This is a genomic window from Desulfobulbaceae bacterium (genome assembly GCA_013792005.1).
Taxonomy (GTDB): domain Bacteria; phylum Desulfobacterota; class Desulfobulbia; order Desulfobulbales; family VMSU01; genus VMSU01.
The window spans coordinates 17,080-33,437 of record VMSU01000045.1 but is presented as its reverse complement, the minus strand read 5'-3'; the positions used below and the strand labels follow the sequence as shown (position 1 = coordinate 33,437).

At 49.5% G+C, this 16,358-nt stretch carries 10 protein-coding genes; 9 read left to right on the top strand and 1 reads right to left on the bottom strand.

Translation table 11 applies throughout. From position 1 onward, the window contains the following. From FP815_02665 to FP815_02645, 5 genes are all read left to right on the top strand, one after another. A partial coding sequence (locus FP815_02665; GenBank protein ID MBA3013837.1) for a DegT/DnrJ/EryC1/StrS aminotransferase family protein occupies positions 1-735 on the top strand: 735 nt, incomplete at its 5' end. Between the two features lie 161 nt (positions 736-896). Then, on the top strand, positions 897-2,840 hold the full coding sequence (locus tag FP815_02660) for a YfhO family protein (GenBank protein ID MBA3013836.1): 1,944 nt from the start codon (positions 897-899) through the stop codon (positions 2,838-2,840). Between the two features lie 421 nt (positions 2,841-3,261). Further along, positions 3,262-3,822, top strand: coding sequence for a sugar transferase (locus FP815_02655; protein ID MBA3013835.1), 561 nt, complete (start codon positions 3,262-3,264; stop codon positions 3,820-3,822). A gap of 260 nt (positions 3,823-4,082) precedes the next feature. Beyond that, positions 4,083-5,993, top strand: coding sequence for a polysaccharide biosynthesis protein (locus FP815_02650; GenBank protein MBA3013834.1), 1,911 nt, complete (start codon positions 4,083-4,085; stop codon positions 5,991-5,993). Between the two features lie 135 nt (positions 5,994-6,128). Continuing rightward, positions 6,129-6,983, top strand: coding sequence for a DNA ligase (locus FP815_02645; protein MBA3013833.1), 855 nt, complete (start codon positions 6,129-6,131; stop codon positions 6,981-6,983). Positions 6,984-7,091: 108 nt separating this feature from the next. Here FP815_02645 and FP815_02640 read toward each other — a convergent pair whose 3' ends face one another. Continuing rightward, positions 7,092-9,314 carry an Rne/Rng family ribonuclease gene (locus tag FP815_02640; GenBank protein MBA3013832.1) on the bottom strand — a complete coding sequence of 741 codons (2,223 nt, stop codon included), beginning with the start codon at positions 9,312-9,314 and terminating at the stop codon, positions 7,092-7,094. Between the two features lie 613 nt (positions 9,315-9,927). Between FP815_02640 and ilvD the strand changes: the two genes are divergently transcribed. The 4 genes from ilvD to FP815_02620 all read left to right on the top strand — a co-directional run bounded on the left by ilvD (position 9,928) and on the right by FP815_02620 (position 16,269). Then, on the top strand, positions 9,928-11,595 hold the full coding sequence (gene ilvD, locus FP815_02635; GenBank protein ID MBA3013831.1) for a dihydroxy-acid dehydratase: 1,668 nt from the start codon (positions 9,928-9,930) through the stop codon (positions 11,593-11,595). Further along, entirely contained in the window at positions 11,595-13,955 is a 2,361-nt protein-coding gene (locus FP815_02630) for an LPS-assembly protein LptD (protein ID MBA3013830.1), read from the top strand. Before ilvD ends, FP815_02630 begins: the two co-directional genes overlap by 1 nt. A gap of 214 nt (positions 13,956-14,169) precedes the next feature. Then, on the top strand, positions 14,170-15,138 hold the full coding sequence (locus FP815_02625; protein MBA3013829.1) for an acetyltransferase: 969 nt from the start codon (positions 14,170-14,172) through the stop codon (positions 15,136-15,138). Between the two features lie 126 nt (positions 15,139-15,264). Beyond that, a complete protein-coding gene (locus tag FP815_02620; GenBank protein MBA3013828.1) occupies positions 15,265-16,269 on the top strand; it encodes a lytic murein transglycosylase in 1,005 nt (334 codons plus the stop codon). Positions 16,270-16,358 lie beyond the last annotated feature (89 nt).

Genomic DNA, 16,358 nt, shown 5'->3' with positions numbered 1-16,358 from the left:
GATATGCTGAGGTCCGACCTCCACGGGAGGTCGGACCTCATAATCATCGAGGATTGCGCCCACTGCATCGAGGGTATGCGGGACGGAGTGCAGCCTGGAGCCCTGTCGAATGCCGCTTGTTTCAGCTTCTACGCCACAAAGAACATGACCTGTGGTGAAGGTGGGGCTCTGTCGACGATGGATGAGGCCTTGGCAGCGCGCGTTCTCCTGCTCCGTCAGCACGGAATGAGCAAGGAGGCGGCGGACCGTTACCATGGGGCCTATCGGCACTGGGATATGCTGGATTGCGGCTGGAAGTATAACATGGACAACATTCATGCCTCCATCCTCCTGCCCCAACTACGGAAAATTGACGCGCTTTGGGAAAAACGTCGCGACTTATATGAGCGTTATGTTGCGGCACTCTCTGTGGTTCCGGGGATCCGATTTCCGAAAATTCCCGCCGGTTCCAAGAGTGCCTTTCATCTTTTCACGGTCCTCATTGAAAGAGCGGAACGTGATCACGTGCTGGAGTCCTTGTCTCGCCAAGGTATTGGCGTAGCTGTGAACTACCGGGCGATCCATCTGTTGGAATATCTGCGCAAGAGGTTTGGTCACAAAGCTGGGGATTTCCCTCATGCCGAAGAAATCGGACGTAAAACGATCAGCCTCCCTTTCTGGGTAGGAATGGGAGAGCGGGAAGTTGATATCGTGGTTTCCGCCCTTCACAACGACCTTGTCGTGAGCACAAGATAGTGACTTGCCAATTGCAAATACCACGTTTGAGGTGGCCCGCCGTTTCGATAGGCGTTTTTTTAATATATCTTTTTGTAGCCTTCCTGAGCTATCGTTTATACCTGACTAATGAGTATACACCCGGCGGAGATGGGGCAAGAATTTATCCATATCTTAAATATATGGAAAAAGTACCTGAACTTTTTCCATTTTGGCAGGCCCATGAACATCATGGATATCCTTTACTGGCCGACCCTGAAAATCACATGCCGTTCAGTTTGATTCTGAATACAGAGTCACCGAATTTTAACATAAATTTAAACTTGATATTTTTTTGTTTGACAGCATTTTTTGCATCTTCATGCAGAGCAATAGCTCGCATCATGGGAATGTCCCAGGTAGCGTCTTTTACAGTGGGACTGACCAGCATTGTTAGCTGTATCTCCATCAGTCGTTCGTTTATGCATGGTGCTTTGTCTGCATTTATTTTATTGGATGTATCCTTTGTGGCCTTGTCTTTACTTGCTTTCATTGTAGCTAACCGGAGCAGCAAATTTTTTTTTATCCTGCCATTGATTTCATTGATCTTGGCCTGGGATGTCCTGTCAGGGTACTATCTGCCCTTAGTATTTTATGCTCCAGCTTTAGCTATTCTTGTTTGCTTGTATGTAAAAAATAATGAGACATTTGCTGATTCGATAAAATATTCATTGCTTATATTGTCATTGGTTAGCTTGTTGATGGCGCTATTCTCAATGCCAATTTTGCTGCCTGTTATTGACGGGATTGTCAGTTCTAGATATTTTGCTGCTGAATCCCCCAAAATAACCATTTCGAGCGCGGTAATATACAATTACTATTTCGGATTGTGGCCGTTTATTATTCTTTCATTTATCTATTCTAGAGGCTACCGGCGGAAGTGGGTTTATGCTTTTATGCTCATGGCGGCTATTAATTATATCCTTGTTCTTTTTGCGGAACTAAAATTTGACGGATTTTTTTCACTTTGGGACAATATCCCCGTTCTTAAAAATATCAGATTTCAGTTTCCATTTTCCCAATTAGCAGGAATCTCAGCGTCTTTTTGTGCGGGTATTTTTATTGACTCTATCAGGGACAAAACAAAAAAAGATAATTTTCCAACACATCTGACGGTGTTGGGGTTTGTTCTTTTAATGTGTTGTATCGCTGTTACACAGCGATATCACAATATTCCAAATTTCATGATGTTAATCACCTTTATTTGCATTGTAATAAGTATTGTGAGGAAAAATGTTTATGTTGTATTTGCACTGTTTTTAAGCATAATTGCTCTTTTGGGCTACAACCTGAATGAATCTCCACTAACAAATAAGGCCTATTTTTCTAAAAACAACCAAACGTTTTCTAACTATTCAGGGCCCTATTATTGGTTGAATTTTTCAGGCCGGGACAAGTTTACACCGTATTTTGTCCAAAGCAGTTTTTCCATGGTTTTTTTGCATGAGTATAGATTGTTGTTGTCCCTGCTTTATGGTAAGGAGGTCAAGGCCCAACGTCCGCAATGGATCGAAAGTTATGACGGGATAAATTTAAACAAATATAATGAGCAAATTGCGGATCTCATGGGCATCAGGCCAGGAAAGGCCAAAGATGATTCTGCCCCTTTTAGGGTTTATGATAAGTGGCTTGTTGCTGATGAGAATAGCTCCGTTGCAATGATGCGTAATGATGATTTCTCTGTAAGCGGTCCAATTCTTCTGTCATCTTCTCCGCAATTTGTTTCAGAATCAGAGCATGATTTGGAGGCTCGAGTCAAACTGACTGGTAAGACTGCGGATACGTTGACTTTGGATGTAAGCACAAATAAAAACAGCATCGTATTAGTCCCTGAAATTTATCATCAAAATTGGTATGCGTGGGTTGATGGTGAGAAATCTCCTGTAATTAAAGCGTATGGTTCAATGCGTGCCGTTTCTGTGCCGCCAGGTAAGCATGAAATTGTTATGCGATTTGTTTATATGCCGTTTTGGTGGGGAAGTGGAATTGCTATAATCTCCTTGATTTTATCTTTTATAGTTGCATATCGGTATCGGTTTTTGGTTTGCACCCAAAGTTTAGGCATGCGTCGAGATGAAGCCGGTTGAAGAGGTGGTCCTCAAAATTCGAACAGTGTAGTAAGGTAGACAGCCATACACTGACGAAGGAAATACATTCATGAACAGCATCAAGCGCAAGCGCCATTTCTTCCCCGAGTTCAAAGCTAAGGTCGCTCTTGAGGCGATTCTGAAGTCAATAGGCTGTCAAAAACATGGCAGCAGCCTTTTCGAGTTCAAACGAGCGCAGTAAAAAGACTGATGAGTTTCAGATCAAGGACTTGCACCAAGATCGGTCAACTCACCGTGGATCGGGCTTTTTAGCCAAAGCCTTCAGTTGCTGCCGCTGAGTTATGCCGATTATCGCTCTTGTTTGGTCTTGTTAAGTTTATATTTCCCATAAGGTTATCCTTAACAATTTTTATTGCTAGGATAGTCCTAATAGTTTAATTCCTTAAATGGCCAATCTGCAGTGAAGATTTTTTTTGATTTTATTATGTCATTGGCGGCGCTGGTTGTTTTGGGCATACCCATGCTGATCGTGGCAGTGTTGGTGAGGATTAGCTCCGAGGGTCCGGTGTTGTACTGGTCCGATAGGGTTGGAAAGAATAATACTATTTTTAAAATGCCCAAATTCCGAACTATGCGCATTAACACCCCGGCGGTGGCGACTCATCTTCTTGGCGACCCAGACCGGTTTCTTACCTCCATCGGAAAGTTCCTGCGCAAGTCAAGCCTTGATGAGCTCCCCCAACTTCTTAGTATCCTGAAGGGGGATATGAGTATTGTTGGTCCACGTCCGGCCCTTTTTAATCAGGAAGATTTGATCTCCCTGCGGACTGAAAATGGGGTCCATGTTTTGCTCCCTGGGCTTACCGGTTGGGCGCAGATCAATGGCCGGGACGAACTTCCTATTCCGGTCAAGGTGGAGTTTGATGTGTACTACCTAAATCACCGCTCTTTTGCCATGGATCTCCGGATTATCTTTCTTACATTTCTGAAAGTGATTAAAAGTGATGGGGTCACGCATTGAATGGGTATCTTGAATTAGGAGTGGGTTTCATCCTTTTAGAGTCTAATTTACTGAGTTGTTGCAAGTAGCTAGCTGTTTGTTGTATAGGGAATACATTATGGATTAGTGTCTAACTCACAAGAGAGGAGTAGCACAGTGCCAAAAGTTTACGTAGGCCGGATAGTTCTCAAGCGATATATCGTGGGCTTGATACATGTCGGGGGTTGCTGTATTAGAGAATATCTTCAAATACTTGATACTAGAAAATGCCAAATTTTATAATGAAATATGGAGTTGCTAAACTTTTTTTAAGCCGCTGGGGCGCGTTTGCCCATGATTTACTGTGCATTCCCCTGGCTTTGATCCTGGCCTATTGGTTGCGCTTTAACCTGGGCGATGTACCGCCACAGTATTTGGATGGAGCGAAGGTGATGCTTTTAGTTGCCATGCCTGTGCAGGCGGCGCTTTTTTGGGTTTTTGGTTTTTATCGAGGGATTTGGCGGTTTGCCTCTATTCCCGATCTGATACGGATTATTAAGTCTGTTGTTGTTGGCACTGCACTTTGTGCTTTGGTTGTCGTGGTTTTTTTGCAGGTGAGAGTTGTACCCCGAACGGTTGTTGTCTTGTCTCCAATTTTGCTTATTTTATTATTGTCTAGTTCTCGTATTTTTTATCGATATTTGAAGGATCACCATTTCAATTTAGCCCGAAAGAATGGAAAACGGGCCTTGATCATTGGCGCCGGAAGAGCTGGTGATTCATTGGCTCGAGACTTGCTCACCTCGGAAATTTTTCAGCCGTTGGGTTTTTTGGATGATGATGTGCAGAGACTTGGTCGGGAGATCCGTGGGGTGCGGGTCTTGGGGACTTGCAGTGATCTGGAGCCGGTAATCAAACAGTTAAATATTCAAACTGTACTCATTGCTATCCCTTCGGCCCGTCGTGGTTTTGTGTCTGGCATAATTAGTGAGTGTGCCCGCTTGGATGTGAAGTGCAAGACCCTTCCCTCGCTGCTTGAGCTTACCGGGCAGCAAATTCAATCCAAACACCTACGTGATATCACGGTTGATGATCTTCTTGGGCGTGATTCGGTTAAACTCGATGACGCGGCAATTGCCGATTATCTGGAAGGTAAAACCGTTCTGGTCACCGGCGGTGGTGGTTCCATTGGCTCGGAGCTCTGTCGGCAGATTGCCAAGAGTCGGCCCAAGTGCTTGATCATTTTTGATCATAGTGAGTTTAATTTATATGCTATCGAGCTGGAGTTGCTTGGTAAATTTCCCGATCTTGCTTTGATTGCTGTGCTGGGAGATGTCAAGGTAGAGAACCGGGTGACATGGGTCTTTAAAGAATTTAAGCCGGAAGTAGTGTTTCACGCCGCTGCCTATAAGCATGTGCCGATGGTGGAGAAGAATCCGGTCGAGGGGGTATGTAATAATGTTGTTGGTACCCGGTTGGTGGCAGATGCGGCCGATCGTTTTGGAGCGAGGCGATTTGTGCTGGTGTCAACTGATAAGGCGGTTAATCCAGCAAACATAATGGGAGCCACCAAACGCATTGCCGAGGTGTATTGCCAGAATTTGGCACAGCGTTCGAAGACGAAATTTATTACCACTCGTTTTGGCAATGTCCTGGGTTCGGCTGGTTCGGTGGTCCCGCTTTTTGAACAGCAGATCAAGGTCGGCGGTCCGGTTACTGTGACCCATAAGGAAATTACCCGTTACTTTATGACTATTCCTGAATCGGTAGGTTTGATCTTGCAGGCCGGGGCGATGGGGAAAGGTGGGGAGATATTCGTCCTGGAGATGGGTGAGCCGGTTTTGATTCGGGATCTGGCAGAACAGATGATCCGTTTGTCTGGATTGCGCGTAGGAGAAGACATTCAGATCCAGTATACCGGCCTGAGGCCGGGAGAAAAACTCTATGAAGAGGTCTTTCACTCTGGCGAGGGGGTGGTTGGCACGGAGCACCCAAAGCTGCAGTTGGCTCAAGCTCGTCTTGTCGATTGGGAGTGGTTGGTATGTAAGTTGAATACCTTGGAGTCGGTGGCCCATGCGCGGGATTTGCCGCAGATCATGAGCCATCTGGAAATGATCGTGCCGGAATATACTCATGGTTTCTCATCGGTTTTAGAGAAGAATATTGCCGGGGATGAGGTGCGGTCAATAAAGAAACTTGCTTTGGTGAGCTGACTCTGGTCGTAGATAAAGTGAGCATGGGGTCCACTATAGTTGGTGTTGCGGCGCATACCCTGACCAGCGTAAGCCAAATTGGTGTTGGGTCACGGCCTTGATGGTCTAGCCTAATCTTGTTTGTGGAGATGAACCGTGTGGCGCACTGTAGTTTCTTTTCTGCTGTTTTCTATTATTGTGCTCTCCTCTCCTGCCCAGGCACGAGAGTCAACAGCTGTTCCATTGCTACTTGCCAAGGTTTATGGTTGGGAGAGCAATCAAGATCCTACCCAGTACTGGGTGAGTGAAAAGTACGATGGCGTAAGGGCGTATTGGGATGGAGAACAGTTGAAATTTCGGAGCGGTCATCCGATTGCCTCACCTGCCTGGTTTGTAACAGGTCTTCCGAAAGTGCGCCTGGATGGTGAATTGTGGATGGGGCGTGGTTCGTTTCAACGTTTAGTCGGGATTGTCAGGAAAAAGGCGCCGATTGAGGATGAGTGGCGGGAGGTGCGTTTCATGGTCTTTGAGTTGCCTGGCGCCAGTGGAACGTTTACTGCTCGAATCGCTCAGATCAAGAGAATTGTCGATCAAACTCACTTGCCATGGGTTCATGCGGTGCCACAAACTCGGGTTTCCGGGAATCAGGAGCTTAAAAAACGTCTGACTGAAGTGGTTGCGTCCGGCGGCGAGGGTCTGATGCTGCACCGGGCCGAGGCCCTTTACCACGGAGGCCGGAGTTCTGACCTCCTGAAGGTAAAGTTGTGGCTGGATGATGAGGCCAAGGTGGTTGGTCATCGACCGGGCACGGGCAAGTATCTGGGGATGATGGGGGCGATGGAGGTGGAGACGGCAGCAGGACTGCGGTTTCTGATCGGCACCGGATTTACGGATGCCGAACGCCGCGAGCCACCTGTCGTCGGAAGCGTGATTACCTATCGTTATACCGGCTTGACTAAAGGTGGCTTGCCGCGGTTTCCAGCGTTTTTACGGATCAGGCAGGAGTTGTGATTGTTTGAATGCAGTTAAAGTCTTTGTGTAGGAGCAGCTTCAGCCGCGATTTCTCCAGCGTATCGCGGCTGAAGCCGCTCCTACAGAACCTACAGAATTCCTTCTTTGTTATCTTTCCTTGATGAACTCAATCTTCGCTTCTGCCGGTTTCAACGCTGCGTTGGTCTCAATTACGATGCTCACTCGATAGTCCTTCTCCATTTCCGCCAAGTCAGCACGTTTTTTATTTAACAGGTATTGGCCCACCTCAGTTGGCAGCAGGCACTGGACTGTGGCGACATTTTTTCGCGTCACTCCGGTCTGGATCTGACGTAAAAAGGCGAGAGCTTGAGTCTCTACCGAGCGCACCAGGCCATGTCCCTGGCAGTATTCGCAGGGTTGGTAGTTGCCGGTCTGGATTGGCGCCCCCATTCGTTGCCTGGAGATCTCCATTAAACCGAACTTGGAAATCCTGGTAAAGTCTACTTTTGCCTTATCGCGCTTCATGCTGGATTTGACCTTCTTTTCCACCTCTTTGATGTTGCTCAAGGGGCGCATGTCGATAAAGTCGACTACAATTAATCCACCTAAATCCCGAAGCCTGAGTTGACGGGCCAGTTCTTCTGCTGCCTCCATGTTGGCGAGGAAAATAGTTTCTTCGAAATTTTTATCCCGACCGGTACTTCCTGAGTTGACATCGATTGCCACTAACGCCTCAGTGGGGTTGATCACGATGGAGCCGCCGGAGGGCAGCTTGACCGTGGGCCGGAAAATCTGCTCGATCTGTTCTTCGATGTTGTAGGAATTCAGCAGTGGACGCGGACCCTTGTGAAGCTTGGCGGTGGTTTTCTTGCGTTGGGTGGCAGGGAGTAGGTCCAGGAAATTGGTAACTTGTTCAAAGGCATCCTGGCTGTCTACCAGGATCTCCTCGATCTCGCTTGAAAAGTGGTCCCTCAAGAAACGGTCAATGATGGATTGTTCCTTGTACAGCAGAGCCGGGGCGGACTCAGTCTGGCCTTTGTCCTTGATTTCGCTCCAGAGATTTATTTGATAACGGACATCGTTAGTCAGGGCAGTCTTGGTAATGCCGTCACTGGCAGTGCGGATGATGTAGCCTACTCCTTCCGGGATGTTGCAGGAGGCCAACATGTCGCGTAACTTCTGCCGTTCATTTTCGTTGTCGATTTTTTTTGAGATGCCGTGCGAATCGCTGCCGGGCATGAGGACCACATAACGACCGGGGAGAGAGATGTAGGTGGTTAGACTTGCCCCCTTGCCGCCTGTTACATCTTTGACCACTTCGACTAATACTTCCTGACCTTCGTTCAGTACTTCCTTGATGCGGTGATTTTTCCAGTGGGTGTCAGGGGGGACTTCCCTGTTGTAGTACTCGGGGTGAATCTCGCTGAAAGGGAGAAAGCCGTTTTTGCCCGTGCCGATATCGACAAAGGCAGCCTGAAGGTTACTCTCGACGGAGACAATCCGGCCTTTGTAGATGTTGCCCTTGTGTTGTTCCCGAGAAACAGTCTCAACATGAAATGATTCCAGCTTGCCGTTTTCCAGCAGCGCTACGCGGCACTCCTCCGGTTCGTCAGCGTTGATCAGAAGTTTGAGAGAATGAGGTTTTCCTGATTCTTTTGTCTGATCTTCGGTCTCTTCATCAGGCTCTGGCTCAGATTCAGAGGGGCTTGGTGGCGGGGTTATTTGCGTGCTTTTCTTTTTTGCGGAACTGCGCCTTCTTTTCCGGCCCGGTTTTTTTACTGGTTCGGAGTTCGTTGGGGCGCTCTCGGCAACGGGTTCCTGTTGCGTGGCACTGACGTCTTCTGAGGCAGCAGGATCGGTTGGTGTCGTTGTTTCAGGTGGGGCGATCGGGGTGTCGGACACGCTTTTCTTTTTTGCGGAACTGCGTCTTCTTTTCCGGCCCGGTTTTTTTACTGGTTCGGAGCTTTCTGTGACGCTATCAGCGTTAGGCTCCTGTTGCGGAACAATGTCGGGCTCATGGGCGGCAGGCGCGGCTGAGGTCTCCGTTTCGGAGAGGGTGGCAGGCGTGTCTGTGATGCTTTTCTTTTTTGCGGGACTTCTTTTTCTCTTTCGGGCCGGTTTTTTTACTGGCTCGGAACTCGCTGTGGCGCTATCAGCGCTGGACTCTTGTAGCACGGCAGGGGGAGGGGAGGCAACCGTGGTGGGCTCGGCGACTTGTGGGGCTGTGCCGGAGACCTCTGAGGCCTCTTTGCTCTGGCTTGAGGCTGGCGCCTTTTTGCTTCTTGATCTGGGAGTTGAAGGGCGACGGGGTTTTTTTGCTTCGGGTTTATCCTCGGCGTTGTCAATTTGATCTGGTGTTTCGGTGCTCATGTTGTTCCTTATTTGTGATGAATTGAGATGTATTAATGTCGCCATTCTGGTCAACTGTCGTTTCGCCGGAAATAAGGGACGAAAGAAGGACTGTGGCGCTGATATCGATTGCTGTGCAGATTTGTGTCGGGCCAAAAGAGGGGGTCTGCCGGTGGGGAGAGCTTTTATTGATGGCAGTAAGGCAGGATGGTAAACGAAGCATAACAAAACAATAAATTTTTGCGATGATACCATCAGGTTAGGGGGATGTCAAGAAAGAGTCGGCTTAAAAAGAGTTTTGCCTTGACATGGATATCACCGACGCGTAAGTTTGATTGCTTGTTATTTACCTTAGGGACTCGGAAATTACCAAGTTACCTGGATCGCGCCCGGATCTGGGTCAGATTTGGTTGCGCCGATTGAACAAAACCGCAGGCGTAGCAGCGCTACGTCGAGGATTTTGTGATTGAGGCGCGACCAAAGATGGCCCAAAGCCGGGAGGCGTTATGGTAAATTGGTAATTTCCGCGTCCTTTAAGGTGGTAGGGGCTAGGTTGTGTATTGTAATCAAATATTATGGTGTGCATGGCGTTGTTCTGCGCATCGATATTATCGAATAGACAAAGGACTGAGATATGCGTAGCGATATCATAAAAAAAGGAATTGAACGGGCTCCTCATCGTTCATTATTTAAGGCCATGGGCTACACCAATGAAGAGATTAGTCGTCCGTTAATTGGCATCGCCCATGCTCATAACGAAATTATTCCTGGTCATGTTCACTTGGACAGGATACTTGAGGCGGTCAAGACCGGGGTGAGAATGGCCGGAGGTACGCCGATTGCCTTTGGCACCATCGGAGTGTGTGATGGTATCGCCATGAATCATACGGGGATGAAGTACTCTTTGGCCAGTCGTGAGATCATCGCCGATTCGGTGGAGATCATGGCTCAGGCGCATCCCTTTGATGCTCTGGTGCTGATCCCGAACTGTGATAAGGTTACCCCCGGAATGTTGATGGCTATGCTTCGGGTCAATATCCCGGCCATCATGGTTAGCGGTGGTCCGATGTTGACTGGGCGGTTTCAGGGACGTGACGTCCATTTGGTCAGTGTTTTTGAAGGGGTTGGTCGGGTCAGGGCTGCTACCATGACCGAGGATGAACTCAGTGAATTGGAGGACAAGGCGTGTCCTGGCTGTGGGTCGTGCGCCGGGATGTTTACTGCCAACTCCATGAATTGTCTGACCGAGGCATTAGGGCTTGGACTGCCGGGCAATGGCACTATTCCTGCCGTCGCCTCAGCCAGGATTCGTTTGGCCAAAGAGGCTGGCATGGCGGTAATGCGGCTTTTGGAAAATGATATCAGACCGAGAGACATCGCTACCCGCGAGGCATTTGAAAATGCGATGGCCGTTGATATGGCGCTAGGTTGTTCCACCAACACGGTGTTGCATGTCCCTGCTATTGCTAAGGAGGCCGGTGTTGACTTGCCGCTTGCCACCTTTAATGAGGTGAGCGTTCGGGTTCCCCATGTCTGCAGCCTTATTCCGGGTGGCCCTCATAGTCTCCAGCAACTTGATGAGGCAGGTGGTGTGCAGGCGGTGATGGGCGAGTTGTGTAACACCAAGACAGGTCTGCACCTCGATGTCATGACGGTGACCGGTCAAACCCTGGGCGAGAACTTAAGTAAAGTCAGGGTTCGAGATCGGGAGATAATCAAGTCGGTCAGCGCCCCTTACCATGCTGTGGGTGGAATTGCCGTACTCTACGGCAACCTGGCCCCGGATGGTGCGGTAGTCAAACAGTCGGCAGTCTGCGATGAGATGATGGTGCATTCCGGTCCTGCCCGGGTATATAATTCTGAGGATGAAGCCCAGGCGGCTATCATGGGTGGCCAGATTAAACCGGGTGATGTGGTGATTATTCGTTATTGCGGCCCCAAAGGAGGCCCAGGGATGCCGGAGATGCTCTCCCCCACCTCAGCCATTATCGGCATGGGGTTGGGTAAATCGGTGGCGTTGCTTACCGATGGCCGCTTTTCCGGGGGCACTCAAGGCGCCTGTATCGGTCATGTCTCTCCTGAGGCCGCAGTGGGTGGGCCCATCGGCCTGGTAGAAGAAGGTGACCGGATAATGATCAATATCCGCGAGCATTCTATAACCCTTGATGTCTCAGAGGAGGTGCTGGCTAATCGTCGTAAGCTGTGGCAGGCTCCTGCCCCTAAGATTACCACCGGTTACGCCGCTCGCTATGCCAGGATGGTTACTTCCGGGAGTACCGGAGCTGTGCTGTCCGAGGGCTGATGTCACCACGCTTGAAAAAAAGGGTTGTGATGGCGAGCCCCTTGGTCTTTGCCTATATCTATGGGTGTGTTGTTGCCCTTGTTCTCGGGATTTTTTCGACGGGGGTTGTTTGCGCAGCGTCCATTGCCACAACTCCCAATCCTTGGCAGGTGACAGCGGATAAGGTCTCCCGTTTTGTCGATCCACCCTGCGTCATTGCCGAAGGTAATGTCGTGCTGGTCAGGGAAGGAATATCCTCGGTCAGTCAAATTGATCGCGTATCGGCGCCGGAATCAGGTGGTGGCGGGAGACCGAAACCCTTGACCATCACCGGTGACTGGATCCGTCTTGATCCTGATGCTAATTTGATCAAGGTTCGGGGTAATTTCGTTCTTGATTCAGAGGATGAGCATGTCACTGCCGACCATGCCGATTTGGATATGGACAGGCAAACAGGTCGTTTGCAGCGGGCCACCATTTATTTCCCCAAGCGTAGTTTGTATCTCTCTGGTGAGGAGGTGGCAAAGACCGGCAATCTCACCTATCATCTGGAGGATGGCTGGATTACCAAGTGTGATCCGGAGCAAGGGAAAGTCCCACCCTGGCAAATCAATTGGAGTCGAGCTGATATCTCCCAGGAAGGGTTTGCCCACTTTCGTCACGCGACCTTCAGGGTTAAGGACACGCCGCTGGTTTACACCCCGTATTTCGCCTTTCCCACCCAGACAAGACGTAAGACAGGACTTTTGCTGCCGGAATTGTCCGGGAGCACCCGTGATGGCGCCGGGGTCTTGGCGCCACTCTTTGTTGATATCTCTCCTAGTCAGGATATGACCCTCTATGCCGGAGAGCTTTCGTCCCGCGGTCCGATAGCAGCTGTTGAGTATCGATATGTTCAGGACCAAAACTCTAAAGGAACTGTGGCCGTTAACTACCTTAATGATCATTTGACGGATAGTGCTGGCGATGATTTCAAGTCGGATGGGATCTACCGGACTGAGTCAAACCGGTATTGGGTTCGCGGTAAGGTGGATCAGGATTTTAATCATAATGTCACCGGCAAGCTTGATGTTGATCTGGTCTCGGATCAGGACTTTCTGCAGGAGTATACCGATGGTCTGATCGGTTATACTGAAGGGAATCGAATCTTTGCCAATCATTATGGTCGTGGACTTGGTGCGAAGACCACCCAGGTTCGTTCCAGTTTTGCGCAACTTAATAAGCTATGGCCGGCAATGACCTTGACTGGCGAAGTCCGGGGTGTCAATGATTCCAGCGCCACGTCATCAACCAGCCATCCATGGTCTCTGCCTAATATTGCTTTCGCCGGGAGCAGGCCTCTGTTGTCTGGGCGTTCGGCCGAAGATGGCCTGCGCTCTTTTATCTCTGAAACTGATCTGACCTGGGACACTGGGTATGTCTATTATTGGCGCGAAGATGGGGTCGGGGAACAGCGGCTTGATTTACACCCGGTCCTTAAAACGCCGATCCCAATCAACCCCTACCTCGAAACCACCGCTGGTGTGGGGATTCGGCAGACCATGTATCAGGTCGATGACAGTGGTCTGACCTCAAGCGCTTACGAGGATGGTGTCTTGAACCGGACCTTGTCGGATGTTTCTCTTGCTACGTCGACTATCTTTATGCGTGACTTTGCTATGGATGGTTCCCGTCTTCAGCGGTTGACGCATATGGTGCGGCCAGAGCTAGGCTATGCCTATCTCCCGGCTGTGGAGCAGAAAGATCTGCCCTCGGTAGACAGTGAGGACCGGATCGACGCCCAAAATTTGGTTACTTATGGGGTCAGAAATGACTTTGATGTCCTGGGGAGCGATGATACGGTCTGGAAATATGGCTATGCCAGTCTTTCTCAGGCCTATGATATTCGAGAGGCCCGTCGTGACGTGGCGCCGGCTGAGAGACGGAGATCGTTTACCAATGTGCTGCTCAACACGTGGGTCCAGCCCGTGCCGAAACTGCGGGTGCTTTATAGAACAGCCTGGGATGTCTATGAAGACACAGTAGCTTTTTATCAGACCGGGGTCAGTTACTCTAATCTGCGAGATGATAAAGTGTTAGTGGCGTATCGATATAATGGCCCGAGTGACATCAATCAGCTCAATTTTAATCTGGGAGTGAGGCTTGCTCGGACGCTTAAGGCTGAGGCCATTGTCAATCATTCCCTGGAAACTGATGAGACAATAGATTCTTCCCTTCGACTCCTCTATGAGCCGGAATGCTGGGGGATGGCGTTCCAGGCGACAACGACCCCGGATGAATCGTATCGCTTTACCCTGCTCTTCAGTCTGGAAGGAGTGGGCAACATCCTTGGTTTGAGTCAGACCATGTCGTCATCAGGAGTTGGTAGTGTTACGCCATGATTTTATTATTGCCATTTTGTGTCATAGCAGATTAATTATATTCGTAATATCATAGTACTATCGTAGGTTGGGTTAGCGAAGCGTAACCCAACAACACAAGACGGCGCCATTGCTTTTGGGTTACACCCCTCAAGGGGGTACTGAGAAAAGCGGCCAAACAACAGCCTAACCCAATCTACGAGAATTGAAGAGTTACAACGTATAAGGAGAGTCGATGCACTATGATGTCTTTAATGGAGATGCCGATGGTCTCTGCGCTCTGCACCAGTTGCGTTTGGCAGAGCCAAGGCCGGAGGCGGAACTGGTCACTGGGGTGAAGCGGGATATCTCTTTGCTTGAGCGGCTTCGTGGTAAGGCTGTTGCCGGTGACATGGTGACAGTCTTGGATATCTCCATGGACTCGAATAAATCGGCGCTGGCCGAACTGCTGCTGCAGGGGTGCCAGGTCTTGTATGTTGACCATCATTTTGCAGGTGATATTCCTGATGCCCCTGGTTTGAAAGCGAATATCGATCCTAGCCCCGAGATGTGCACCTCGTTGATCGTTAATCGTTTGCTTGGCGGTCGCTACTTGCCTTGGGCCGTGGTCGCGGCTTTTGGTGACAATCTTCATGCCGCAGCGTGTCGGTCTGCCGCACCGTTGGGTTTAGATGACGCCCAACTCGCTATGCTTCGCGAGTTGGGGGAGTTACTTAATTACAACGGGTACGGGGAGCGCATTGACGATCTGCACTTTGCGCCTCAAGATCTCTATCGTGGGATGCAGCCATATGGTAATCCCTTTGATTTTATTAATAATTCAACGGTTCTTTCTGTGTTGAAGGCGGGTTTTGAGGCAGATATGGCCGCAGCCCGTTCGCAGGTGCCGGTTCGGGAAGAGCAGCAAGGAAGAATTTTTCAGTTTCCGGCCGAGCCCTGGGGGCGGCGGGTGGCTGGGGTATTTAGCAATGAGAGGGCGCGGGAGATGCCCGGACTTGCCCATGCGCTGCTGGTGGATAATGGTAACGATACTTTCATGGTGAGCGTCCGGGCTCCTCTGAACAATAAACGTGGCGCCGATACTCTTTGTCGAGCTTTCCCTACCGGTGGAGGTCGGGCTGGAGCTGCGGGAGTTAATGCCTTGCCGCGAGTGCAAAGAGAAGATTTTGTCAGGCAGTTTTTTACTACTTTTTCAGAGCAATAGATTATGCCAGGACGACAACGATTACATAATTACCAGGGGCGGGAAGAGTATTCTTGTGGAAGTGGAGATGGGTCTCTTCTAAGGAAGTTCACATGGCTGGTGGGGATTTTTTTCTTCGGGCTTATTATGGTTGTGTTTCCCCGGACCGGCTTGGCTAAGGATAAATCTACCCCTTTGGCGGCTGATCTTGTCGAAGACGGGCAAGCAATCGATTTGTCCAGCGAGCGATACGTCGCCTTGTTCAAGGATCTTCGAGAACAGCATGGATTTTCGCAAGAGGAGTTGCTTCGTCTGTTTTACGGGGTCAGTATCCAGAAGCGGGTACTTGAGCTTATGGATCGCCAGAGTGAGGCCTTGCCATATTTTAAATACTATCCAATCTTTATTAAGAAAGAGGTGGTTGCCGAGGGACGGCGCCAGCTTGAGAAACATAAGGTGATATTGGACTCAGTTGAGAAAGAGATAGGTGTGGAACGGGAAATCGTGGTTGCTATCTGGGGGATTGAGTCTCGATATGGCAAACACAAGGGGGCCTACAACATGTTCAGGACCTTGAACACCATGTTTGACGCCTATCCCAGGAGACGAGATTTTTATCGCCAACAACTGGTCGAATACCTGCTGCTCTGTCGTGAGAATAGCGTGGATTATGTTTCCGTAACCGGCTCCTATGGCGCAGCGTTTGGTCAGACCCAGTTCATTCCCTCAAGTTTCCGGCAGTATGCCGTGGATTTTGATCATGACGGCAAGCGGGATGTGTGGGAATCGGTACCCGATATTTTAGCCAGTATAGCGAACTACCTCCACAGTTTTGGCTGGACGATGGGGGCGCCGATTACTGCTGAGTTGGGTCGTGAGTTGAAGGATCAGCGTTTGGTCGAAGCATTCAGCAAGGGGCGATCCGGGCTTCTTCCTTGGAGTGAGGTTGGTATACTGCAGCAGGTCAGCCTCCCGCAACAGCCAGGAGAGCGGAAGTTGAGTGTCGTAGGGCTTGAACTGGAGGAGGGCGACATGCGATATGTGGCAGGTTACCCGAATTTTCAGGCGATCACCAAATGGAACAACTCCAATCGTTACGCCATGGCGGTAACAGAATTGGCGGCAATGCTCAAAGAAGGTGGCGGTATGTGATACGTCTTAGTTGGCACTGCTTGTTAATTTGTCAAAGTGTTGCATAAGAAAAGGGGAGGACGCAAATGCGTCCTCCCCTTTTCTTATGC

Excerpts from the sequence above, each read along its gene's own strand:
- FP815_02660 (MBA3013836.1), top strand. The coding sequence starts at position 897 with ATGGAAAAAGTACCTGAACTTTTTCCATTTTGGCAGGCCCATGAACAT.
- FP815_02650 (MBA3013834.1), top strand. The coding sequence starts at position 4,083 with ATGAAATATGGAGTTGCTAAACTTTTTTTAAGCCGCTGGGGCGCGTTT.
- FP815_02640 (MBA3013832.1), bottom strand. The coding sequence starts at position 9,314 with ATGAGCACCGAAACACCAGATCAAATTGACAACGCCGAGGATAAACCC.
- ilvD (MBA3013831.1), top strand. The coding sequence starts at position 9,928 with ATGCGTAGCGATATCATAAAAAAAGGAATTGAACGGGCTCCTCATCGT.
- FP815_02630 (MBA3013830.1), top strand. The coding sequence starts at position 11,595 with ATGTCACCACGCTTGAAAAAAAGGGTTGTGATGGCGAGCCCCTTGGTC.
- FP815_02625 (MBA3013829.1), top strand. The coding sequence starts at position 14,170 with ATGCACTATGATGTCTTTAATGGAGATGCCGATGGTCTCTGCGCTCTG.
- FP815_02620 (MBA3013828.1), top strand. The coding sequence starts at position 15,265 with ATGGTTGTGTTTCCCCGGACCGGCTTGGCTAAGGATAAATCTACCCCT.